This window comes from Pectobacterium odoriferum (assembly GCF_009931295.1).
GTDB lineage: Bacteria > Pseudomonadota > Gammaproteobacteria > Enterobacterales > Enterobacteriaceae > Pectobacterium > Pectobacterium odoriferum.
In genome coordinates, this window is sequence record NZ_CP034938.1 from 845477 (window position 1) to 868543 (window position 23067).

Consider the following 23067-nt stretch of genomic DNA (forward strand, 5'->3'; position numbering starts at 1 on the left):
TTTTATTCAAGTATACGTGAATGACACAATTGTGTGGTTTTCATGTGGACTTATAAATGGACAGGATCACTGCTATTGAACGTTTAAACGCATTCGATAAGCAAGGGCGTTATGTCTTCACCTCCCGCGATTTAGCCAAGATTTTCCATGAGGATACGCCCAGAGCGTTTAATGCCGGGCTAAATCGTTTGGTAAAAGATGGCATCCTAACCCGTGCTATTCGCGGCGTGTACGTTTATAACCATGCCAAAAGCAAAGATGCCTATACGCTTGAGCGTATCGTGTTAGCGCTACGCCGTGGTGAATATAACTATCTTAGCCTCGAATCCGCCTTATCTGAATATGGCGTGATTTCTCAAATCCCGATTGACCGGATCACGGTGATGACCACCGGACGTTCCGAAGAACATAAAACGCCTTTTGGGGTGATTGAATTTACCCATACCAAGCGGCCACCAGAGCAGATTTTGCAGGATACCTATTTTGGTAGCTCCCCGTTACGGCACGCGACGAAGAAAACCGCTGTGAGGGATTTACGCCGCGTTGGACGCAATACCCATCTGATTGACGAATCGGAGCTACATCATGAATCAGAAAGTTAACTTTGCCGAACTGGTCAGCAAAGCGGTGGGATCAGCCGAGCTTGAAGGCTTGCGCAATGTGGTGGAAAAGGAGCTTTTGCACTATGACATTCTCTACTGTCTTGATATCGCGGGCTTGTTAGAACAGCTTACTTTTCAGGGCGGTACATCGTTAAGGTTATGTCATGGCGCAAACCGCTTCAGTGAGGATTTGGATTTTGCCGGTGGTGTTGCGTTTTCTGGCGCAGACCTAAAAAACATGAAAGCCTGTATTGAAGATTATCTGGGGAATCGCTACGGCCTTGAGGTCAACGTGAAAGAGCCAAATGAGCTACGGAATGAACCCGGCTATGAGGAAGTCCGTATCGACAAATGGCAGGTGTCCGTGACCACGGCACCGGAAAAACGTGATATGCCGAGACAGCGGATCAAGATTGAGATCGCCAATATTCCGGCTTATACCCGAGCGCCGATGACGCTAAAACGTAACTATGAGGTTTTACCCGATGGTTATTCCGATACGCTGGTCATGTGTGAAACGCTTAATGAAGTGATGTGTGACAAGCTGGTTTCACTCGTCGCGACCACTAAATATATCCGCTATCGTGACGTTTGGGACTTACCGTGGTTGCTCCAGCAAAACGCGACTTATGATATCGATCTGATTCATAAGAAAATACAGGATTACCGCATCCCTAATTATGATGAGCTACTGGTACAGCGCATACAGAGTATCGATCAGGTTGTGGGGGATGGCCGCTTTAGCGCTGAAATGCGGCGATTCCTGCCACAAGCGGTATTTAATAGAACGTTAGGGCGGGAGGCATTCAGTCAGTATTTGAACGGTGAACTAAAAGCACTCTTAGGCTCGTTACAGCAAGCGTTAAAAGGAGAGGACGGAAAAGCACCGTTCGTCATGTAACCGTCAGTAGCCAAAATAAAAAGATTTTGCACAAAACTGTTCACCCTCTTCACCAGAGGTTTTTATTTTTAATAATCAATAGATTAATGGGTGATGAGTTGGTGAACAGGTGACGAGTTACTCATCACCTTTCAACTTTTGGTGAACTGCTCCCGCACGGGCGCACCCAGCTTCTTAAATTCTTTCAGCGCGAGCTCTTCAAACTCCAGCTTATAACTCATCCAGATCGACCTTCACACGTTTCCCCTTCATCCGAGAACGGGCGATTTTGGCAAGTTCGATATCTTCCTGATAATCGGCCAGCGCTTCCCATGTTTCAGGAGAAACATAATAGCCAGAGATACGGCCATTGGTTAGCACGGCTACAGGCTCGCCGTTAGCTTCTTTAAGCTCGGCATTAGGGGACTTTTTAAAGTCGCTGATACTCACGGCTGCATTTGCAAGAATAGGTTGTACGGACATAACTAGCCCCTTTTAAGTATGATATTTAATACTGAATTTAGCACTTAACCAAAAAAGCAGCAACATCACAGCATAAACGCGACGCCAAATAAAAAGATTTTGTACAAAACTGTTCACCCTCTTCACCACGGTTTTTTATTTTTATTAATCAATAAATTAATGGGTGATGAGTCGGTGAACAGGTGATGAGTCACTCGTCACCTTTGAAGTATCTGGACGTAAAAAAACCGGCCGGAGCCGGTTTTGTCGTTGTTGGCGTCTACCTCGCCGATTCACATTTGGGCAGCCAGTCGGCGTCTGACTCGTCTTTCAGCTCAAGATTGGTCTGTATGCCCTGCTTGGTTCTGCCTTTGAGGTAACTCTGCCCATATTCCGACATCATGTTAGGTAGCACCTTACCAAAGGCCGTCAGGCTGATCGGCTTCTGATGGCCGTGCGACTCCATAAAGGACAGGTAGGCGTGATACAGGTATTTACGCGGGTTACGGGGCGTAATGTTGGCGTTGCCCATATACAGCCCGGTGGTATCACCGTGTGCCAGCAGGTAGCCGCAAAAATCAACCAGCGGGTCAGCCTGCCGTTTGATTTCCAGCGCCTCAGCGGAGTGTTGCTGTGCCTGTAACAGCGTCCGGGCGTCGTTCGGCTCTTCAAAGCGTTTCATCAGGTGACGCACTATCACCGCCAGTTCAGCGCGGATTTTCTCTTTCAGCTTGGGGTCGCGTTCGCTGGCCGGGATGGTTTCGCCGAAGTGGATAATCACCCGGCGACGGGATACGCCGCCGCTGTGGTCACTAAAACGCATCGGCGAGTTGTTGACGGCCAGAATCACCGCCGGTAACGGCGTAAAAAATGCCGCACAACATGCTGGTGTGCTAAGGCTGCGACGTAAAAAAAGACGCTAGGCGCGTCTGGTGTCGCCGTTGAGTGACTCGGGTTCTCACGCCCGGCTGTCGATTTTGCGACAGCAGCGGAACTATAACGCCAAAAAGCCCCGGCAGGCAAGCCGGGGAAACGGATAAATTGCGCAGTCATGAACAGCCTCAGCAGTTGGTCAGCGCATCACCGGCACGGGATGCGCAGTAACGCCGGGGAGAATCAGAGGCGGCGGGCGTTGGTGCAATGCTCAGCAGCAACGCACCGAAACGCGCTTCACGGACAGCAACGGTGGCCGGGTTACGGATGGCAGGAAGCAGTTGGTCGCACAGGCTGAGGGCTTCCCGTTCATCAAGTGTGACCGACTGCCCGGCGATAGTTAAGGTGATCATGCGTGGTTCTCCTGTTGACGGGCGGCGATACGTTCGGCCACCCAGTGATGGATCTCGGATTCAACCCATGCAACATTCTTCCCACCCAACGGGACACGGGCAGGGAAAGCGTTACGGGCGCTGAGTTCGTACAGGGTGGAGCGGGAAATACCGGTGACGTGCAGCACTTCCGGCAGGCGCATTAAGCGCTCTCTGACCGGATGCGGTGACATCGGGGGCATAGCAGGAATGGGTGTTGGGGGTGTGGCTGACAACATGTGGCGCTACCTCGTTAATGTCCGCCCGGCTCTGGCCGGATGGCGCTGGATTTCTCTGGTAGCTCGCTATTATGTGAATATTTTCGGGGCTGGCAACAAGGGGCTGTTGTGCTGTCGATGGGCAAAAAACAGCCCCAAATTGCCAACGTTTGCCAATAGTTACCATTAGTTTTCCTTTGTTTGCCATTCGAGAAAGGTCTACATGTTTATGGCTATTAATCACTACGTTATTTATAGGAAATAACATCGTAAAAACTGCTCGCCAGAAAAAAGGCTCAAAAAAGCGGGTGAACAGTGTGAACACTCGGTGAAGAGTTATTTATCAACTCTTCACCCCTTTATTTATTTATATATTCTTTTTTCTCAGGTGAAGAGTAGTGAATAGTTTTATAAAAAAGTTAGTTCTCAATTGGGGAAACAGCCTGTGTTAGAGATTGTTTTGTGTGGGAAGTAGCACAACCGGCTTAGATAGCGGGAGTTGTGTGGTGAATTGCACAATAGCCAACAGACACTCACCCCATACGGAGAATGACCATGAGCCAGAAGGCAGAACAAACCGATAAACCCGTAACCCCGCCTGATGTCCTGAAAAAAACGGCTGATGAATACCAGAAGAGACGAGCGGAACACTTTGCCAACGCTAGCGAACTGGACAACATCGATACCGCTATTGCACGAGCCAAAGAGCAGAAAGCCAATACGGAAGCGGAAAATCAGCTTTCTGATACCGACTGGCGTGCGCGTTTTCTTGCGGCACGTGGCGAAATGACGGAAGAATTAAAAAGCCAGCAATTACAGCGGTTGGCACAGCGTGAACTGGCGCAGGAGTATGACGGATTGCTGGTGCAGTTGGAAATCGACCAGCTCAAGCAGAAAGCAAAATGTCACTTTTCAGCAAAAGGCTGTCGGGATGCTTATAAAACGGCGTTATTCCAATACGCACACTGGGAATTTGGGCTGGCGATGAATAACATTAGCGAGGATCTTATCCGGGCTATTAAGCTATATCGGCATATGTATGATGTTACTACATCTGAATTTACTGAAGGGCTTGCCTATCAAGATCCTGATAAGAGGGTGATTAATCAGGTGATTGACCACCTGATGGCGAAATCGAATAAGTATCAATTTAATATGGACAATGAGCCGGAATTGTCATCTCTGAGATTGTATCAACCCGCGTTGCCGCATTCCGATTTCCCGCCGGTGTCGACGCCTTGCCAAAATACGAAATTTTGGCGTGAATTAAAGGAAAAAGAAGAAGCATTAAAAACACGGAGCCAGAAAGTATGATGCACTGCCCGTTCTGCGGCCACGCTGCCCATGCGCGAACCAGTCGCTCGTTATCGGAGAACGTTAAACAGCGCTATCACCAATGCCGGAATATTGAATGCTCTGCAACCTTTAGGACACTGGAATCGATAGAGGAAATTATTCAGCCATCGAACCGAAAAGATCTGCCGGTGCCGTATATTCCGTTATCCCCGGCCATGCAGAAAAAATATAAGGATTATCCAGCCTCAACCCTGCGGAGTTAATTAGTCAGATTATAATTTCATTACCGTCAGCATCAGGAAGCCGCCCGCCATTGCGCGGGCTTTTTTGCGAGCTTTTTTCTCTGGCTAGCGATTTTTTGACCGTGCATGCATACGGTGCATGGAATTGCATGCAATACTTACCCCCGAATCTACCCTACAGCACCAGTACTGACGCGGCCTGAGTGCTTCCATGCAACTGCATGAAAAGCGCTACACAAAGCGGGCAGGCGTGGCGGGGATAGCATTGCGCGCGGGGTGTGATAGTTAGATTTACTTACTCTAAATTTTAGAAGGTTTATTTGGTGTGAAGAGTGAGTAACTTTTGATATTAGTAATGATTTTTCATTTGGAGTGTAACACTGAGTTATCGCATAAAAGGAAATTGATGTGATAACTCATCGGAATGGGTGTGAACTTCTGAGTTAAAGATATTTTTAATTAACGGTCAAGTGATGTGAGCATAAGTAATTGATTTTTTGATTTTAGCAATAACATCATGCCCATATTTTTCTTTAAGGCGTTCAATGAATTGAGGCTCTATGTGAGAAGCATGGCCTAATATACCATTGAGATAATTTATCTCCTTCTGATTCAGAAGACTATATGAAAATTTGTGAACGAGGGAGCTAATCATCCTTTTTTTCTTTCTCCCTAAAGATAATTCATTTTCATTATTTAATATTACACCTGTGATATTTCTATTCATTGCCTTATTGCAATAAATTGTTTTCTCTCTGTTTATTTTTATTTTTCTTTTGTAATGTTTTATTAATAGGCGTTGGACGGTGGACTGTATCGTTGCTAGGCTTAAACTATGAAATGATGAAAAAGTTAAATCATCTGCGTAACGAGTGTATGTTACATTTATTTCAGTACAGTAATTTGTTAATTCTTCATCGAAGCAATACATAATCGCATTTGAAATAATTGGGGATGTTGGTGCGCCAATGCTCAATCTAAGAGGGCTATTCCCTCTCAATTTCCAGAAGAAAAGATGAGAGATAATAAACTTGTCTTCATTCTCGATGATATTATTGTTTGTTTCGAGTGTTTTTAAAAAAATATCTGGCGTGATTGAATGAAAAAAATCTTTAAAGTCGATTTTCAATATGTAGTTGCTGTTTCTGTGTGCGGCTGCATTGGTCTTGATGCCTTTTCCACGAACGTATGCGTGAGCCGCATAGTGTACTCTTAGATGCTTTGAAAGCAAGTTGGCAGCATATCGTTGTAAAGACTTAATTTGCTTGGATGGTTGAGCAATAATACGAACGCCGTCTCCATTTCTTTTAGGTATTGTATATTTTTTATAGCGACGCGGGGCTGTGGAAATAAAGCTTTTTAAGGAGTCTTTATCCATGAATAATGTGTTGGATAACTGATTAAGTATGTTCATCTAATGTCATCCTCAAGCATTCGTGTGATTGCTGAAAGTGCAAGCTTCCTCTTTCTTGATGCCTCATCTTCGGATAAAACGAATGATGTGACAGCTCTTATTCTCATAGCTTTATATTCTTTTATTCTCCCTAGTTTATCCTTTCCAAGTGTAACTCTTTTTTTATTTTCCAAAGGATAGTAAAAAGTTATGTTGCTGTATTTCTTTTTCCCAACCATAGACATCGATTGTAATAAATACAGTAGTCTTTTTATGATATTTTCATCTATGTCGATATCCAATGCTACTAATGCCAACTCTATTTCATAATCTTTTATTGGGTAAAAAGTATGTACAATATCATATATCAGTAAGGCAATATGTGCCGGATTGGTTGAATTAAAGTTAGTGGTTTTACTGGATGTTTTGAGCCTGTTTTTTATACATTCTATAACCAATGGCAAATCGGGGTAATTATTTTCTTCTTTATTGGGCCATGGGAAAATATGTACTGATTCCTTATCTTTTCTTTTTAAATATGACAAAGGACCTAAAAAAATAAATGAGTCCTCAGCTTGTACATGTTCATCAGGAGCGAAAATAAGTATTTTCTTAGGGTCGCTAATATTGGCAAACATACCTAATTCGACAAGAGAACCGGGACTTTCTAAACAAATAATGATAAGGGTGGATAGCTTGGCAATATCATCTTCAAAAGAGTATAAATCAGAATAAGTGTTTTCTCGGAAATAGTCTTTGAAGGTTTCAGCCATAATGAAGGATTTTGAAAGTCCGTCATCGTTATTAACCTCAAAGAATTCAATAATCCTGTCGCGCAAACTCTGAGGGATAAGTTTTCCTGTATTAATCTCACCACCACAAATAAATATTTTATGAGGGGTTAGGTAAAGAGAAAAATTAGAGTACGAAAGAGAACTGAACTCATCAATGAGTGCATCTTCGTAGCTTTCATTACCCTTTACCGTACTCAATTAATTATCTCCATAAAAAAACAAAGCGGAGATCCGCTTTGTTTAAATCTTTACCTAGAGGATGCGCAAAAGACTTCTCTGACGCTCCTGATTAAGGATCGTTAGAGAAGTGCTTTTGCGCAACCCTAAGTGTCCTCAATACTGTATGTCTGGCTAATCGCCCGACTAGGTTTAATACTATAAACCCACGCGTAAAGATGGATCTAGATTAGATCAGTGGTAAAAAGTAAGCAAGTAAGTTCAAACAGATTGTACAAAATTCCCCCACCAATCCATCAACTCTTTACGCTGTTCAAGATAGGTTGAGCGGTTATAAGCCCGTCGAACTTCGTTTTTATCACAATGCGCTAATGCTGCTTCAATCACATCAGGATTAAAACCGGCTTCATTCATGGCAGTGCTGGCTATTGAGCGTAAACCATGAGCCACCAGTTTTCCACCGTAGCCGATGCGTTTTAGCGCGGCATTCGCGGTCTGGCTGTTCATGGGTTTTTTAGGATCGTTACGGCTGGGAAATACGTGTTCGCGGTTGCCGCTGATAGGGCGCATGATGTCGAGCAGTTCCAGCGCCTGATCGGAGAGCGGCACGATATGATCGCGCTTGGCTTTCATTCGTTCAGCCGGAATACTCCACGTTCTTTTCTCTATATCGATCTCTGCCCATGCCGTGGCGGAGGCTTCCGCTGGGCGAATCAGTGTCAATAGCTGCCATTCTAATAGGCAGCGGGTCGGGATGGACAGATTAGACATGGCAATGGTGCGCATCAGCTTGGGGAGTTCTTCTGGCCGGATAGTTGGCATATGCTGCTTTTTAGGGCGCTCAAAGGCCATACCAATGCCAGAGGCGGGGTTAGCATCAATTAGCCCCGTGTTGACTGCGTAAACCATGATTTCATTGATACGCTGTACTAGCCGCCTGACGGTTTCTAGTGCGCCACGGGCTTTAATTGGCTCTAGCGCCTGTATCAACGTACGGGCTTTGATTTCCTGTACCGGGATATTTTCAATCGCTGGTAGCACATCTTTTTCCAGTGAGCGCCAAATGTCTTTAGCGTGATCGGCGCTGACATTCGTCTGTTTCAACGTGAACCAGCTACGCGCCACATTAATAAAGATGCTTTCTACCGCGATTTGCGCTTCTTCCTCTTCTTTAGCCACTTTTTCCTGTGGATCGATACCTTTGGCTAACAAAGAGAGTTTCTCGTCTCTCATGGCGCGGGCATCAGCTAGCGATAATGCTGGGTAAGCGCCAAACCCGATCATGGTGCGTTGGCCGGTTGTTGGTTTCTGGTAACGGAACCGCCACAGCTTTTTCCCGGTAGTTTTGACTAAGAGAAATAACCCGTTGCCGTCATGCAACGTCAGATCTTTATCTGTCGCTTTGGCCTTTTGTACTTCAGTGTGAGTGAGGGGGCGGGTTGTCCGTGCCATGTGGGGAATCCTTTGTTATTGGTATACACATGCAATTGGTATACGCCTTTTGGTATATATCCTACCGTATACCAATTCGTATACCAATAATCTCTGGATTCAGGCGAATATCGTCGGACAATAGCGGACACAAAAAAGCCCGCAGGGCTTGTGCCGTGCGGGCTTTTCGTACTTCATCGGACTTATCTGGTAATACCCGATGTCTAAATTGGTGGAGCTGGGGGGATTTGAACCCCCGTCCGGAACCACTCTACCGTCGGTACTACATGCTTAGTCTATCTTTACATTCGCTTGCCAGCTGCGAATAGACACGCCACTAACAAACTAGCCTGATTAGATTTAGTGCTTCAACCCCAGGCAAGGCATCCACACGATCTCTTTTGGGTTTGACCTCTCTTGATCCCCGTCCTAAGAGCGGAGGCTAGGGAGAGAGGGCTCAAAGCAGGTTATTAAGCTGCTAAAGCGTAGTTTTCGTCGTTTGCGACTATTTTTTTGCGGCTTTTTACGAGGCAAACCGCCCCTCGGCATGCACCTTGGGCTTTGCAAATCCCGTCGAATCCAGAATCAGCCCCCAAGAAACTGTCGCCAGTATACCAGAACTTACCGCCGTTAAGCCAGTGGCTTAGCGATTGGCGTTCTTCATGATACGGGCTTTGTCTAACTTCCATTCACGTTCTTTGATGTCATCACGCTTGTCGTGATCTTTTTTACCTTTCGCCACGCCAATTTTGACTTTGCTCCAGGCGTTTTTCCAATACATGGACAGCGCAACGACCGTATAGCCATCGCGACTGACGCGGCCAAACAGCGAATCCAGCTCGCGTTTGTTGAGCAGGAGTTTTCGCGTGCGTATGGGATCGCACACAACGTGTGATGAAGCCACATTCAGCGGCGTGATCGTTGCGCCAAACAGGTAAGCTTCACCGTTCATGAAGGTGACATAGCTGTCGCTGAGGTTTGCTTTGCCTGCGCGCAGTGATTTGACTTCCCATCCTTGCAGCGCAAGGCCGGCCTCAAATTCTTCCTCAATGAAGTATTCGTGACGGGCGCGCTTGTTCTGCGCAATGGTGGCGGAACCGGGTTTGTATGCTTTTTTCTTTGTCATAGTGCCGTCATTATACTGGATGTCATTGGGAATGAAATCCCCGCCGTGCGTCCGTGTCGTGGTTAATGATATCGTGCGATAAGCTTCGCAGAATTTTTGTCTGTCGGGCTATCAATGCTATTATTTTGCGCGTTTTATGAATCACGGAAAATAGTATGCCAAAGATAAGTCGTTCCGCACTGGTGCCGTTCAGCGCTGAACAGATGTACAAGCTGGTGAATGATGTCGCTTCCTACTCCGCGTTTTTACCGGGCTGTACGGGGAGCCGCGTGCTCTCCTCCTCAGAAGGGGAGATGACCGCCGCAGTCGACGTTTCCAAAGTCGGTATCAGCAAGACTTTTACCACCCGTAACACGCTGACGCATAACCAGAATATCAATATGCAGTTGGTTGATGGCCCGTTCCGTCAGTTGGGTGGCGACTGGCATTTTACGCCGCTGAGCGCTGATGCTTGTAAAGTCGAACTGCATCTGGAATTTGAATTCACCAATGCCTTGATTGAACTCGCTTTTGGCAAAGTATTCAAGGAGCTGGCGGGAAATATGGTGCAGGCTTTCACGCAGCGAGCAAAAGAGGTCTACAGTGTCCGCAATGCAGGTTGATGTGGTCTACGCGTTGCCGGAACGTCAGTATCTACGCACGGTGAAGCTGGAAGAGGGTAGTACGGTTGAGCAGGCGATTGTGGCATCGGGTCTGCTGGAGCTGCGCCATGATATCGATTTGCAGGTGAATAAAGTCGGTATTTACAGCCGTGCTGCGAAGCTGGCCGACGTTGTTCAGGATGGTGACCGCGTGGAAATTTATCGCCCGCTGATTGCCGATCCGAAAGAACTACGCCGTCAGCGGGCGGAGCGTGCTAAGAGCAAATCCTGAACGATGTCGTTGAACGGCACATGACGTTTTACTGAGCGTCCTTATCGAAATGCCCTTACAAAAAAACACAGGCAAACCTGAAGTGTTCAGATTTGCCTGCTGTTATACCCGCTAGACATCAAGCCGCGTGTGCGTTGGCTTCCTTCAAGTACTCTGCCCATCGTGGGCCTCGTCTTAAAGCGCCGCCTTTCGCTGATAGGAGAATTCACCCTGATTCAGCAGAACGGTATTGAAAGCATTAGTCCAGCGCGGGCTTGTTGTTGATGTTGGTTAACACGCCACTGCCGCTGAAGGTGAGCGTCAGCGTCTGCTGTTTTACCGACTCATGACCAGGCTGCTGGCGGAAGACGTAAAACCAGGTATCGCTGCCAAACGGATCCTGCATCATAGGAGTACCCAGCGTATAAGCGACCTGTTGTTTGGTCATGCCGGTGTGAATTTTTGCAACGTCAGCCGGTGCCAGATAGTTTCCCTGATTGATGTCCGGCCGATAGACCACCTTTTCCAGTGTGGAACAACCGGCAGTCAGCATAACAACCACCGCGGCGACGACAGTCAGCGTTTTACAGCGCATAGTGATTACATTCCTTAAGGGCATAGGTTGCCGATGATAATAGACCTTGCAGGACTTGGAAACCTGCAAGGTGATTGTATGACCTCAGGAAGGTAAAAAAGTTGAGCTTTTTTACCTGTGATGCACCTTTCTTGCCCTGTCGGCGGTAGATTTTAGGCCGCCAGCAATTCTTTGGCGTTCGCCAGCGTGTTTTTGGTGACGGCGCTGCCGCCCAAGAGGCGTGCCAGTTCTTGTAGCCGAGCACGTTTATCCAACGGCTGCATCAGGGTTTCTGTTTCTGCACCGTCTGTTTGTTTGCTCACGAAGAAGTGCTGATGACCGCAGCCCGCGACCTGCGGTAGGTGCGTCACGCACATCACCTGCGTGGATTCGCCGAGCTGGCGCAGCATTCTGCCGACGATGGCGGCGGTTGGCCCGCTAATACCCACATCGACCTCATCGAAAATCATCGCCGGCGTGTCCATTTTCTGTGCGGTGATCACCTGAATAATCAGTGCGATACGCGATAGCTCACCGCCCGAAGCCACTTTCGCCAGCGTCTGATGCGGCTGACCGGGGTTCGTGGTCACGCGGAATTCGATACTGTCGGCACCGGTGGCCGTCAGGTTGTCTGGCGTAAACTTCACATCAATAGTGAAGTGGCCATGTGGCATTGCTAGCTCACGCATATTGGTGGTGATGAGCTGTGCCAGTTCACTGGCATGGTGCTGGCGGCGCACGTGCAGCTGTTCTGCAAGGTGTAGCGCCTGCTGATGATATTCGCCGACGGAAGCACTAAGCACATCATGGTCGCTTTCCTGCTGTTCCAACTGTTGCTGTTCTTCCAGTAGCTGCTGATGGAACGTCGGGAGCGCCTCTGGAGCAACATGGTGTTTGCGTGCCAGCGCGAGCTGACGCGACAGGCGCTGTTCCAGTTCATACAGCCGAATCGGGTCGAGATCCATTTGTTCGCTGTAGTGGCGTAGTTCATCGCTGGCTTCGCTGAGTTGAATGCCTGCTTCTTCGATCATGGACAGCACGCCCGACAGCTTGTCATCCATGCTGATGAGTTCGCCAAGCTGATGTTTTACGCTGTGCAGCATACTGATGATGTTCTGCTCTTCGTCTTCACTCAGCAGTTGCATAGCCTGTTGGCTCATCGTCAGTAGCTGGCCGCTATTCGCCAGACGTTTATATTCAACGTCAATCTGTTCATATTCGCCGGGCTGTGGGGAGAATTCATTCAGCTCTTTTAATTGGTATTGCAGCAGTTCCCGGCGAGCTTCGCGCTCAATAGCCGCCTGTTGCAACTGCGCCAGCGCGCGGCAACTTTGGTGCCACTGATGCCAAACCTGCTGCATCGCAACCAGCAGTTTCGGTTCATCGGCATAGGCATCCAGCAGGTGTTTTTGATGATCGGGGCGCAGCAGTAGCTGATGGGCATGCTGGCCATGTACCTGAATCAGGTGCTGGCCGAGTTCACGCAGTTGAGACAGCGGCACGGCGGTGCCGTTAATAAAACCGCGTGAACGACCATCAGCACTAATGACGCGGCGTAGCAGGCACTCGTTGCTGTCATCCAACTGGTTTTCTTCCAGCCACTGACGTGCCGTCGGCGTATCCGCCAGCGCAAAGCGGGCGCAAATGTCGGCGCGGGCAGCGCCCGGCCTGACCATGCTGGCGTCAGAACGATTTCCCAGACATAAACCGAGGGCATCAATCGCAATCGATTTCCCCGCACCGGTTTCCCCGGTGATAACGCTCATCCCTGACTGAAAATCGATTTCTAATTCGCGCACGATAGCGAAGTTACTGATAGTGAGTTGCGCCAGCATGATAAACCTCTGTATGTAATCACCTGTGATTACATACAGTATAAACTGGTTTTATATACAGTAAAGTAGCTGAATAGAATTTTAGAATAATTTTTTTGACCAGCCGAGTTTTGAACTTAGTGTATTGAAATAGCTGTAATTTTTTGGATGAATCAGATTCAGGTAATGTTCGCTGCGGCGAATCAGTACTTCTTCGCCCTCTTGCACTGGCAGTGCAATCTGGCTGTCACAGCTGATCTCCAGATCGTTGGTGATGCAGGAAAATTTCAGCCGAATCGTGCTGCTGCTGTTGATAACCAGCGGGCGGGCGGACAGCGTATGCGGGAACATAGGCACCAGCGCAATCGCATCCAACGACGGCGTCAGAATCGGGCCGCCAGCGGAAAGAGAATAGGCGGTTGAGCCTGTGGGGGTGGCGATAATCAGGCCGTCTGAACGCTGAGAAAAGGCGAATTTGTCGTCAATATAGACTTCAAATTCAATCATATGTGCGACTTTCCCGGGGTGAAGCACCACTTCGTTAATGGCGGTACTGATGCTGTCGGGCTGGTTTACGCGGCAAACGTGCGCTTCCAGCATGAAGCGCTGCTCGCTCAGGTAATGACCATCAAGCACGTCAGAAAGCTGCTGCTGCGCATGGTCAGGATCGAGATCGGTTAAAAAGCCGAGATTGCCACGGTTTACGCCGATCACCTTGATGTCATAGCGCGACAGCACGCGTGCTGCGCCGAGCATATTGCCGTCACCGCCGACGACAACCGCCAAATCCGCCTGCTGGCCGATATCGGCAAGGCTACCGGTCGGTGCGTCTTTCAGATTCAGTTCGCGGGCGATCTGTTGCTCGATCAGAACCGAGTAACCTTTGTCGGTGAGCCAGTGATAAAGCATCTCATGCGTTGCCAGCGCCGTTGGGTGGCGCGGATGGCCGACAATGCCAATACAATTAAACGGCCTGTTCATTGTAAGCGGTGTGTTCATTGCTGTTTTTGTCCTCAGCGTGGTGTATCGGCAGCAGCGGGAACCAATATGTGACTGGTTCCCTTGAATCCCCGATTTTGATCCCCATAATAAGCAACTAGCGAGATTAATGCTAAACCGCGGAGAATTTCATGAGTAGTAAAGAACAGAAAACGCCTGACGAGCAAGTCTTGGATCAAAAGGAAGCAGCAAAAGGGCAGCAAGCGGATGCCACGCCAGAGACGGCAGACGTAGCTGACCCGCGTGATGCGCGCATCGCCGAACTGGAAACCCAGTTGAGCGAACTGCAACAGCGTGAACGTGACAATATGCTTCGCGTCCGTGCTGAAGCCGATAACATTCGCCGCCGTGCGGAAATGGATGTTGAGAAAGCGCATAAATTTGCGGTAGAAAAATTTGCCAGCGAAATGCTGCCAGTTATCGACAATCTGGAGCGTGCGCTGGATACGGCGGACAAGGCCAATGAATCACTGGCTGCAATGATTGAAGGTGTTGAACTGACGCTGAAATCGTTGTTGGATGCCGTGCGTAAATTTGGCATCGAGGTTGTGGGTGATGTGGGCGTACCGTTTAACCCAGAAGTGCATCAGGCGATGACGATGTTACCTTCGGCCGATCACCAGCCGAACCATGTCATGATGGTCATGCAAAAAGGTTATACGCTGAACGGCCGTTTGCTGCGTCCGGCGATGGTTGCGGTATCAAAAGCACAAGACTGATACACGCACCCTATTTACAACGTAGCTTTATTCCGAACCCCGTGCCCACCGCATGGGGTTTTTTGTTTGTATCCCCCGTCATACTGAATTATTTAGTGTACATTTTGTTAAGATTTGTTTGATAAAAAAGATGTTTTTTAGGTTTTGAATGACTCATCATCATTAGCTATCAAAAGAATTGGTATTACCACTCTAAATGCACTTGATAATCATTATCATTTTTGTGAAAGTAATAAGACACCAGTGTTAGAAGGGTCATACTATGCCGGGTAGCCGTGTTATTGAGTCAACAAGCCGCACATCAAGGAAGGTCAAACTTTCTCTGATGGGCCCGGCGTTTATCGCGGCGATTGGTTATATCGATCCGGGTAACTTTGCCACTAACATCCAGTCCGGTGCGGCCTATGGTTATACGCTGCTGTGGGTGGTGGTGTGGGCGAACCTGATGGCGATGCTGATCCAACTGCTGTCCGCTAAATTGGGGATCGCAACGGGTAAGAACCTGGCGGAACATATCCGCGATCGCTTTCCGCGTCCGGCCGTTTGGGCGTATTGGGTGCAGGCCGAAATTATTGCGATGGCGACCGATCTGGCCGAATTTATCGGTGCGGCGATTGGTTTCAAGCTGCTATTGGGCGTGTCACTGCTGGAAGGCGCGATCCTCACTGCCATTGCCACCTTCCTGATTCTCATGCTGCAACAGCGCGGTCAAAAGCCGCTGGAGATGGTCATTGGCGGCCTGCTGCTGTTTGTGGCGGCGGCGTATATTGTTGAACTGGTCTTTTCCCAGCCTGAGCTGTCCGCGTTAGCCAAAGGCATGGCAATCCCGAGTCTGCCGACCTCCGATGCCGTGTTGCTGGCCGCCGGTGTGTTGGGGGCGACCATTATGCCGCATGTGATTTACCTGCACTCTTCCCTGACGCAGCATGAGGGCAACCACACCCGTGCCGAGCGTTATTCGGCAACGAAAGTCGATGTCGCGATTGCGATGACCATCGCCGGATTCGTCAATCTGGCGATGATGGCAACGGCTGCGGCGGCGTTCCATTTCAGCGGCAATCAGGATATTGCCGATCTGGATAAAGCCTACCTCACGCTGGAGCCGCTGCTGGGTAAAGCCGCCGCGATCATTTTCGGTCTGAGTCTGGTGGCGGCGGGTCTGTCTTCTACCGTTGTCGGCACGCTGGCGGGGCAGGTGGTGATGCAAGGATTCGTGCGTTTCCATATTCCACTCTGGGTACGCCGCACGGTGACAATGTTGCCATCGTTTATCGTGATTCTGTCCGGTATGGATCCGACGCGCGTGCTGGTATTGAGCCAGGTGGTGCTGAGCTTCGGGATTGCGCTGGCGCTGGTTCCCTTGCTGTCCTTCACCGGTAACCGTGAATTAATGGGAACGATGGTGAACGGAAAATGGGTACAGCGCATCGGTCAACTCATTGTAGTGCTGGTGGTTTCCCTGAATATGTATCTGCTGATTGATACGATGTTGGGGATATAATTCTGGTGCCACCCAAGTGGCACCGTTTCACTATTTACTGGCCTTCCTCAACTCCGTCACTGGCACGCCGCCGATCCCCCAGTTGTCCGTTTCAACTTCATCAATCACGACCACGGTGGTTTTCGGGTTCTTATTTAGTACATCGACCAGCAACTGGGTGACGCCTTCAATCAACTGACGCTTTTGTTCAGCGGTGACACCTTCATTGGTGATTTTGATGTTGACGTACGGCATAGATTCTCCGGGATTAGGGTAGTGGTCGACGGTAGGGGAAGCAGAGCCCTGCCGCGATGAAAAGTGCTGCTGCGCTACACAGGATCGCTGGCGCGACAGCGTTGGTATTCGTCAGGGCGCTGGTGAGCAGTGGGCCAAGAATCTGACCTATGCCGTAAGTGAGCGTCACCAGCCCAAGCAGGTTGATGCAGTGTGGCGCGCGTAGCCGTTTGGCTAAGGGCATCACCAGCGAGGTGGTTCCCATAAAAGTAGCACCAAAGCCGAGACAACTGAATATCAATGCCACGGGGGAGTGGCTGAATAGCGTCAACAGGACGCAGCTTCCCTGAATCAGCAGGTTTGCCGTCAGGCAGGGCAAGGTTCCCCTGCGGTTGGCGGCCCATAGAACGATTCCTGCGCCAACCCCAGCATAGAGCGAAGCGATCACACGGGGATGCTTTGTGTGGTGCAAAATAGTCAAAGAACCGAAGATCATCATCGCCGCACTGGCGATCCCTGCAATGAAGCGAATGATCATGACCAGCGTAGTATGAGTGCTCAGTGCCATTGCGAAGAGCAAAACGCCCGTTGCGGCCGCGGCGATAAACAGCAGGAACAGCGGTTGAGAGGTTGAGGCGCGACGGTTGAAAGAGAAGAACAGACTGCCGAACAGATAACCGGCGTAATTTGCGCTGGCAATATAGGAAAGCTGACCGAAAGCGAAGCTGCCTTCTTCCAGTATCACGGGCAGTATCGGCGTATACAAAAAGCGCCCAGCCCCATTCCTAATGCCAGCACGATCGTCCCGAAAAGGGCAAGCGTCAGCGTATCCGATAGCGCGATAAGGCGAGGACGTTTCGTCATTCGATGGCTCAGGGTCGAGAGAGTATGCCGTTATCCTGCCTGTTATATCAAGCCCGGCTCCATTGCATGGATCTCGCTGGAGTCGGGCTTTTTAGCGCGGTTGCGATTAATTAATCGTTTTACTGAATGCATCGACGGCGACAATGGCGTGGGCGACATCTTCGGCTGTTAAACTGCTATCCAGATTTTTCAAGGTATCGGCATCACTGCATGCCAGTTCACCCACTTTGACCAGATTTTCAAACGACTCATTTTCCAGATGCAGATCTTTTAGCAACGTGGGCATGTTAATCGCGCGATAGAAACGAATGTAGCGTGCGATTTCCTCGTCAGGACGTTGCTCCAACACCATATGTGTCAGCGTGCCGTAGGCGACTTTTTCCCCGTGGGTGAGGTGGTGAATGTCGCCCTTGATCGCGGTAAAGCCGTTGTGAATAGCGTGAGCACCCGCCAGTCCGCCATTCTCGAAGCCCAGGCCGGAAAGCAGCGTGTTGGCTTCCACCACGGATTCTACCGCTGGCGTCACCGCACCTTTTTCTACCGCTTTGTAAGCACTGTAGCCGTAGGTTAGCAGCGTTTTTTCGCAGGTTTCGGCAATCGCTATGCCCGCTAGCGTAGGCCTACCACCTAGCATGGAAAGTGCGTGAGAGCGCAGAACCGCCTGTGCTTCGACAAAGGTTGCCAGGCCATCGGCAATGCCGGAAGCGAACAGGCGTGCGGGAGCCTGCGCACACACGGCGGTATCGACTAGCACCAGATCGGGGTTCTTATCGTAAAAGCGGTAGGACTCAAACACGCCTTCGTCGGTGTAGATGACGGACAGTGCGCTGCACGGCGCATCCGTTGACGCCACCGTTGGGACGATAGTGACATTGTGTTTCAGCTCATCGGCGACAGCTTTCGCGGTATCCAGCGTTTTACCCCCCCTAATCCGACGACAATGTTTGTGCCCGCATCGCGCGCCAGCTTAGCAAGGCGGGTGATTTCGTTGCTGGATGCCTCACCGTTAAAACGCTCGTAATGGTGGCCGATGCTTGCCTGTTTGAGAGACGCATCAACGCGCTGGCCGATAATGTCCCAAACAATGCCGTCCGCCATCAGAAATGCTTTCGTTCCCAGTGGCTTGAGTTGTTCACCCAGTTCATCCAGCACGCCGCGACCCTGAACATATTTTCTAGGTGAAGAGAAAATGAAATGGCTCATGTTGTCTACCTCGATGATGTGGTTTAAGAAGTGATGCGGTATTGAATTCGAGTGAATCATGGAAGGCGGTTGCGGTAGCGCGTCATGAGAATGGACGGTGGTGATGGGACAAACGAAAGCGCAGCACGACTTCCTGAAACGTGACTGATTTAAGGTATAGCATAGTCGATAAACGACAGAGGGACAAAAAGAGCGGAATAGTCGTAATAGGAGTAAATCATATAAATCATGGGGTTAATCTATTTTTTCGCCATGAATTTCGTTTAATACCTGCTTTCTTATCCGTTTATGCCGTGGTTAAAAGGGGATATGATGAATTCACGTTGTTATATAAACGAGCCTTCCCTCCACATCGATCACTGAGGTGTTTGCATGTCGTCTCCCATTGATATCGTCGAAAAGAAGCTGCTATCCGATAATTGGTACATTCTGAATAAATATACTTTTGATTTAAAAAGAAATAATGGCGGCATCGTTCGTCAGGTTCGCGAAGTTTACGACCGTGGTGATGGCGCGACGATTCTGCTGTACAACCGAGCGAAAGGCACGGTGATTTTGACACGACAATTCCGCATTCCCACCTACGTCAACGGTAACGAAAGCGGCATGCTGCTGGAAACCTGCGCGGGTTTGCTGGACGACCATTCGCCCGAAGAATGTATCCGTAACGAAGCAATTGAAGAAACCGGCTATGCGATCGGAAATGTGGAAAAGCTGTTCTATGCCTACATGTCGCCGGGCAGCGTGACGGAACGCGTGTACTTTTTCGCCGCCGAATACGATGAGTCGTTGCGGGATAATCCGGGCGGCGGCGTGGAAGATGAAGATATCGAGGTGCTGGAGCTGCCGTTCAGCGAAGCCGTCGCGATGATGAACGATGGCCGGATTAAAGACGGCAAGACCATCATGCTATTACAGCACGCGATCATTCGCGGCTGGTTTGCCTAGGCGTCAGTGTATTTTATGGCACACGGGCATCTACGTGTGCCGCTTGATTTTCCGTGGTAGCGTTTTCATTTTTGGGTAATACCGTGATGGCGGTGTGATGATGGTTAATACTATCGGGGTAAACTTTTTATTTACTTTCTTATTATTTATTTTTTGCTTAAATTTCAATGTAGTGGGTTTTTTTTAGGTTGGTTTTTAGTCTATTTTATCGATCGGATATGGGTTTTTTCTAAGGAAAATTTTCCTAAATTTTTTGTATTTAGATCGAATATTTAGTTATTTCTCTCCTTGTTGTGTGAGCCGTATCACTGGATTAAAGAATGTAAGCGGTGTAACTCGTTGCTTCATTATGCAGTAACTCATATTCTCTCTTTACAAAAAGTAAAGAAGGACTGCTCTGATGAAGATCAAGAATAAAGTATCTACCCTATTTGCAGTTTCATTCCTCACGCTGGGCTTATCGAGTCACAGCCTGGCTGCTGAAGTCACCGTGTGGGCCTGGGATCCTAACTTCAATGTCGCGGCAATGCATGAGGCATCGTCGATATATAAAAAAGCCGATCCAAGTTTTAGTCTGAAAGTGATCGACTCAGGTAAAGAAGATATTGAGCAGAAACTAAATACGATGTTGGCTTCGGGTGTTAAAAATGCGCTGCCTGATATTGTTCTTATTGAAGATTATAATGCGCAGAAATACCTTCAGGCTTATCCTGATTCGTTTATCCCATTGCAGGATGCCATCGATTATAGTCAGTTTGCGCCTTATAAAACGAAAGTGATGACGGTAGGGAATAAGGTATACGGTGTTCCCTTTGATTCCGGCGTTGCGGGAATGTTCTATCGACTCGATTATCTGGAAGCAGCCGGATATAAAGAGAGCGATATGGTGAACATTACCTGGGATAAATATATTGAAATCGGTAAGCAGGTAAAAGCGAAAACCGGTGTTGATATGCTGACCTACGATATGAATGATGTGGTTCTTCCCCATATTATGATGCAGTCCGGTGGAGAGTGGTTCTTCGATAATCAAGGGCAGCTCAATCTCACCAAAAACAATGCACTGAAAGAAACATTAAAAACGATTAAGGCGATTAATGACGCGAAAATTGCGCGCCCTATCTCTGGCTGGTCGAGTTTTGTCGGTAGTTTTAATGCTGGGAAATCGGCGAGTGTGGTGTCCGGCGTGTGGGTAATTGGCTCCATTAAAAGTGCCGAAGATCAGAAAGGAAAATGGCGTGTTGCGCCGATCCCACGGTTGAATATCGACAACGCGGTACATGCATCCAATCAGGGGGGATCGAGCTGGTATGTCTTAAAAGGGGGAAAAAATACTAAACAGGCGATTGAATTTTTGCAGAAAATCTTTGCGGCAGATAGCAATATGTATCAAACCCTTTTGGTTGATCGCGGTGCGCTTGCCACCTTCCTTCCTGCCACTTCCGGCCCGGCTTACGCAGTAAAGGATCCGTTCTTTGGTGGGCAACCCGTGTTCGCTGATTTCTCTAAATGGGTGACTGAAATTCCACAGGTCTCCTATGGCATGTATACCCAGGAAGTTGATAACGCCATTGCCGCTGAAATACCTGCATTACTGAAAGGCGATTCTGTTGATGACGTTTTAAAACGCGCCGAAACTGCATTAAAAAACCAGATTATGCAGTAATGAGTGTGAGCCTGGGGGCGGTAAGCCCCCAGGCACTTCTCTCCAGAAATCAATGGTGTGATAATGATGTATAAACCTAAAATGAATAGGCTTTATAACATCAACGGCTGGGCTTTTGTCGCTACAGCAGTTGGGTTAATTGCCCTAATGACGATATATCCTATTTTCAAATCACTTTGGCTTTCCTTTCAGTCTGGCCGTGGTGTGGTGACACAATTTGTTGGCTTGGGAAATATCATTCGTTTATTTAATGATCCTATGTTTAAAACGGCACTTTGGAATACCTTGACGTTTCTGGTTATCCAGGTTCCCATTATGATTTTGCTATCATTAGCGATTTCTTCTTGCCTAAATTCGTCTCAACTTAAATATCGACAATGGTTTAGAATAGCCATATTCTTACCCTGTGTCACTTCGCTGGTTGCCTACTCTATTCTTTTTAAAAGTATGTTTGAGCTGGACGGCGTGATTAACTCATTCCTGATGTTTATTCATGTTATTGACGATCCGATTCCGTGGCTGTCCGATCCTTTCTGGGCAAAGGTGACGATTATCATTGCGATCACATGGCGTTGGACGGGATATAATATGATCTTTTATCTTTCCGCTATGCAGAACATTGATAAGTCAATTTATGAGGCCGCCAGAGTCGATGGTGTTAGCCCCATTAAGCAATTTTTCTTTATCACTATACCCTTATTGAAACCGGTGATTCTTTTTACCAGTGTGACATCAACCATTGGCACATTGCAGTTGTTTGATGAAGCGATGAATATCACGAATGGTGGTCCGGCAAATGCGACGCTGACGTTATCGCTTTATATTTATAACTTGTCGTTCAAATTTGTGCCTAACTTTGGTTATGCAGCAACGGTTTCGTACGTGATTGTTGTTTTCTCAGCAATACTGGCGCTGATTCAATTTAAAGCGGCACGGAAGGGATAATATGAGAAAAAGTAAAATTAACAGCATACTGATGCATGTTTTTCTCGTGTTGATGAGCATTTTTTCGCTTTTCCCTTTCTACTGGATGGTGGTATCGAGTACGAACAGCACCAGCCAAATCAACATGGGGAAATTCACGTTTGGCGATCAGCTAGTGGTCAACTTTACCAATCTGACGAGTCAGGTTGACCTGTCATTAATATTTTGGAATACATCAAAAATTGCGTTGATTAGCACGGTGTCAACGCTTGTGGTGTGCTCTATCGCAGGCTATGCGTTTGAGATTTATTCCAGTAAAAACCGCGAGCGTGTCTATGTCGCACTGTTAACGACGATGATGATTCCGTTTGCGGCATTAATGATCCCGCTCTTCACCATGTTTGGTAAGGCTGGCTTACTGGATACACACTTTGCCGTTATTATGCCAACGGTGGCTGGGGCATTTATTATTTTCTACTTTAGGCAATGTACTAAAACGTTTCCGAGGGAGCTGATAGATGCTGCGCGCGTGGAAAGCGTCGCTGAGTGGAAAATTTTCCTGTATGTCTACGTGCCGATTATGCGTGCCAGCTATTCTGCTGCTTTTATTATTGTTTTCATGACGTCATGGAATGCCTTTCTCTGGCCGCTTATTGTCCTTCAGTCTAATGAATTAAAGACGATTAATCTGGTGCTATCGAGTTTTGCTTCTGCCTACTCGCCAGATTTCGGATTGATTATGGTTGGAACGGTGATTTCTACACTTCCCAGTTTACTTATCTTCTTTGCCATGCAGAAGCAATTTATCGCCAGCATGACGGGCGCGGTAAAGTAATACGCTCTCAATGGAAAATTAAAGTTTGAG

The 23067-nt window shown here is 48.2% G+C and carries 23 protein-coding genes, 1 other RNA gene and 5 pseudogenes; 12 read left to right on the plus strand and 17 right to left on the minus strand.

Annotated elements, in window-relative coordinates:
* Positions 1 to 56: 56 nt before the first annotated feature.
* Both abiEi and EO763_RS03760 read left to right on the plus strand, forming a co-directional pair.
* Positions 57 to 602: a type IV toxin-antitoxin system AbiEi family antitoxin gene (gene abiEi, locus EO763_RS03755; protein WP_161528134.1), complete on the plus strand. Its 546-nt coding sequence runs from the start codon at positions 57 to 59 to the stop codon at positions 600 to 602.
* Positions 586 to 1503 (plus strand): nucleotidyl transferase AbiEii/AbiGii toxin family protein, encoded by a 918-nt coding sequence (locus EO763_RS03760; protein ID WP_161528135.1) that lies wholly within the window; start codon positions 586 to 588, stop codon positions 1501 to 1503. The genes abiEi and EO763_RS03760 overlap by 17 nt, the downstream gene beginning before the upstream one ends.
* 137 nt (positions 1504 to 1640) lie before the next feature.
* Here EO763_RS03760 and EO763_RS23790 read toward each other — a convergent pair.
* From EO763_RS23790 to EO763_RS03790, 6 genes and pseudogenes are all read right to left on the minus strand, one after another.
* A pseudogene (locus EO763_RS23790) lies at positions 1641 to 1724 on the minus strand (type II toxin-antitoxin system RelE family toxin); the annotation flags it as partial.
* On the minus strand, positions 1714 to 1965 hold the full coding sequence (locus EO763_RS03770; protein WP_161528136.1) for a type II toxin-antitoxin system Phd/YefM family antitoxin: 252 nt from the start codon (positions 1963 to 1965) through the stop codon (positions 1714 to 1716). The pseudogene EO763_RS23790 and the gene EO763_RS03770, both read right to left, overlap by 11 nt.
* Positions 1966 to 2224: 259 nt before the next feature.
* Positions 2225 to 2818, minus strand: a pseudogene (locus EO763_RS03775) (primase-like DNA-binding domain-containing protein); the annotation flags it as partial.
* Positions 2803 to 2997 (minus strand): annotated as a pseudogene (locus EO763_RS03780) (ash family protein); the annotation flags it as partial. The pseudogenes EO763_RS03775 and EO763_RS03780, both read right to left, overlap by 16 nt.
* A gap of 8 nt (positions 2998 to 3005) precedes the next feature.
* Positions 3006 to 3230: a hypothetical protein gene (locus EO763_RS03785; protein WP_161528138.1), complete on the minus strand. Its 225-nt coding sequence runs from the start codon at positions 3228 to 3230 to the stop codon at positions 3006 to 3008.
* A complete protein-coding gene (locus EO763_RS03790) occupies positions 3227 to 3487 on the minus strand; it encodes a helix-turn-helix transcriptional regulator (protein WP_161528139.1) in 261 nt (86 codons plus the stop codon). Before EO763_RS03790 ends, EO763_RS03785 begins: the two co-directional genes overlap by 4 nt.
* 534 nt (positions 3488 to 4021) lie before the next feature.
* Between EO763_RS03790 and EO763_RS03795 the strand changes: the two genes are divergently transcribed.
* Both EO763_RS03795 and EO763_RS03800 read left to right on the plus strand, forming a co-directional pair.
* Entirely contained in the window at positions 4022 to 4780 is a 759-nt protein-coding gene (locus tag EO763_RS03795; RefSeq protein WP_161528140.1) for a capsid size determination protein, read from the plus strand.
* Positions 4777 to 5025 carry an ogr/Delta-like zinc finger family protein gene (locus EO763_RS03800; protein ID WP_116156036.1) on the plus strand — a complete coding sequence of 83 codons (249 nt, stop codon included), beginning with the start codon at positions 4777 to 4779 and terminating at the stop codon, positions 5023 to 5025. The genes EO763_RS03795 and EO763_RS03800 overlap by 4 nt, the downstream gene beginning before the upstream one ends.
* Positions 5026 to 5470: 445 nt before the next feature.
* Here the strand turns inward: EO763_RS03800 and EO763_RS03805 are convergent, their stop codons facing one another.
* The 5 genes from EO763_RS03805 to smpB all read right to left on the minus strand — a co-directional run bounded on the left by EO763_RS03805 (position 5471) and on the right by smpB (position 9925).
* A complete protein-coding gene (locus EO763_RS03805; RefSeq protein ID WP_161528141.1) occupies positions 5471 to 6418 on the minus strand; it encodes a retron St85 family RNA-directed DNA polymerase in 948 nt (315 codons plus the stop codon).
* Positions 6415 to 7389, minus strand: coding sequence for a retron St85 family effector protein (locus EO763_RS03810; RefSeq protein WP_161528142.1), 975 nt, complete (start codon positions 7387 to 7389; stop codon positions 6415 to 6417). Before EO763_RS03810 ends, EO763_RS03805 begins: the two co-directional genes overlap by 4 nt.
* Before the next feature lie 240 nt (positions 7390 to 7629).
* Entirely contained in the window at positions 7630 to 8820 is a 1191-nt protein-coding gene (locus EO763_RS03815; protein ID WP_161528143.1) for an integrase domain-containing protein, read from the minus strand.
* A gap of 209 nt (positions 8821 to 9029) precedes the next feature.
* Positions 9030 to 9392: a transfer-messenger RNA gene (gene ssrA, locus EO763_RS03820) on the minus strand.
* Positions 9393 to 9442: 50 nt separating this feature from the next.
* Positions 9443 to 9925: an SsrA-binding protein SmpB gene (smpB, locus tag EO763_RS03825; RefSeq protein WP_010282425.1), complete on the minus strand. Its 483-nt coding sequence runs from the start codon at positions 9923 to 9925 to the stop codon at positions 9443 to 9445.
* Between the two features lie 155 nt (positions 9926 to 10080).
* Here smpB and EO763_RS03830 point away from each other — a divergent pair, with 155 nt between their 5' ends.
* Both EO763_RS03830 and EO763_RS03835 read left to right on the plus strand, forming a co-directional pair.
* Positions 10081 to 10527: a type II toxin-antitoxin system RatA family toxin gene (locus tag EO763_RS03830; RefSeq protein WP_161528144.1), complete on the plus strand. Its 447-nt coding sequence runs from the start codon at positions 10081 to 10083 to the stop codon at positions 10525 to 10527.
* Complete coding sequence (locus EO763_RS03835) at positions 10517 to 10798, plus strand: RnfH family protein (protein WP_214652895.1); 282 nt, start codon at positions 10517 to 10519, stop codon at positions 10796 to 10798. The genes EO763_RS03830 and EO763_RS03835 overlap by 11 nt, the downstream gene beginning before the upstream one ends.
* 238 nt (positions 10799 to 11036) lie before the next feature.
* Here EO763_RS03835 and bamE read toward each other — a convergent pair whose 3' ends face one another.
* The 3 genes from bamE to nadK form a co-directional block, all read right to left on the minus strand.
* Entirely contained in the window at positions 11037 to 11372 is a 336-nt protein-coding gene (gene bamE, locus EO763_RS03840; RefSeq protein WP_011092444.1) for an outer membrane protein assembly factor BamE, read from the minus strand.
* 152 nt (positions 11373 to 11524) lie between these two features.
* Positions 11525 to 13186, minus strand: coding sequence for a DNA repair protein RecN (recN, locus tag EO763_RS03845; RefSeq protein WP_161528145.1), 1662 nt, complete (start codon positions 13184 to 13186; stop codon positions 11525 to 11527).
* An 81-nt stretch (positions 13187 to 13267) separates the two neighbouring features.
* Positions 13268 to 14146: an NAD(+) kinase gene (gene nadK / locus EO763_RS03850; protein WP_039491033.1), complete on the minus strand. Its 879-nt coding sequence runs from the start codon at positions 14144 to 14146 to the stop codon at positions 13268 to 13270.
* Positions 14147 to 14295: 149 nt separating this feature from the next.
* Between nadK and grpE the strand changes: the two genes are divergently transcribed.
* Both grpE and EO763_RS03860 read left to right on the plus strand, forming a co-directional pair.
* Positions 14296 to 14883: a nucleotide exchange factor GrpE gene (gene grpE / locus EO763_RS03855; protein WP_039533923.1), complete on the plus strand. Its 588-nt coding sequence runs from the start codon at positions 14296 to 14298 to the stop codon at positions 14881 to 14883.
* A gap of 262 nt (positions 14884 to 15145) precedes the next feature.
* On the plus strand, positions 15146 to 16384 hold the full coding sequence (locus EO763_RS03860) for an Nramp family divalent metal transporter (protein ID WP_161528146.1): 1239 nt from the start codon (positions 15146 to 15148) through the stop codon (positions 16382 to 16384).
* Positions 16385 to 16414: 30 nt separating this feature from the next.
* On the opposite strand, the gene EO763_RS03865 is transcribed toward EO763_RS03860, so the two are convergent.
* The 3 genes and pseudogenes from EO763_RS03865 to EO763_RS03875 all read right to left on the minus strand — a co-directional run bounded on the left by EO763_RS03865 (position 16415) and on the right by EO763_RS03875 (position 18664).
* On the minus strand, positions 16415 to 16618 hold the full coding sequence (locus EO763_RS03865) for a 2-hydroxymuconate tautomerase family protein (RefSeq protein ID WP_010282462.1): 204 nt from the start codon (positions 16616 to 16618) through the stop codon (positions 16415 to 16417).
* Positions 16619 to 16631: 13 nt separating this feature from the next.
* Positions 16632 to 17461: pseudogene (locus EO763_RS03870) on the minus strand (YbfB/YjiJ family MFS transporter).
* Positions 17462 to 17567: 106 nt separating this feature from the next.
* Positions 17568 to 18664 (minus strand): annotated as a pseudogene (locus tag EO763_RS03875) (glycerol dehydrogenase).
* A 372-nt stretch (positions 18665 to 19036) separates the two neighbouring features.
* On the opposite strand from EO763_RS03875, the gene nudK reads away from it, so the two are divergent.
* The 4 genes from nudK to EO763_RS03895 all read left to right on the plus strand — a co-directional run bounded on the left by nudK (position 19037) and on the right by EO763_RS03895 (position 23037).
* A complete protein-coding gene (nudK, locus tag EO763_RS03880; RefSeq protein ID WP_103861344.1) occupies positions 19037 to 19612 on the plus strand; it encodes a GDP-mannose pyrophosphatase NudK in 576 nt (191 codons plus the stop codon).
* Positions 19613 to 20012: 400 nt separating this feature from the next.
* Entirely contained in the window at positions 20013 to 21278 is a 1266-nt protein-coding gene (locus tag EO763_RS03885; protein WP_161528147.1) for an ABC transporter substrate-binding protein, read from the plus strand.
* 63 nt (positions 21279 to 21341) lie between these two features.
* Entirely contained in the window at positions 21342 to 22223 is an 882-nt protein-coding gene (locus EO763_RS03890) for a carbohydrate ABC transporter permease (protein WP_039355562.1), read from the plus strand.
* Between the two features lies 1 nt (position 22224).
* Positions 22225 to 23037, plus strand: a complete 813-nt coding sequence (locus tag EO763_RS03895; RefSeq protein ID WP_103861341.1) for a carbohydrate ABC transporter permease — start codon at positions 22225 to 22227, stop codon at positions 23035 to 23037.
* The last annotated feature ends 30 nt before the right edge of the window (positions 23038 to 23067 follow it).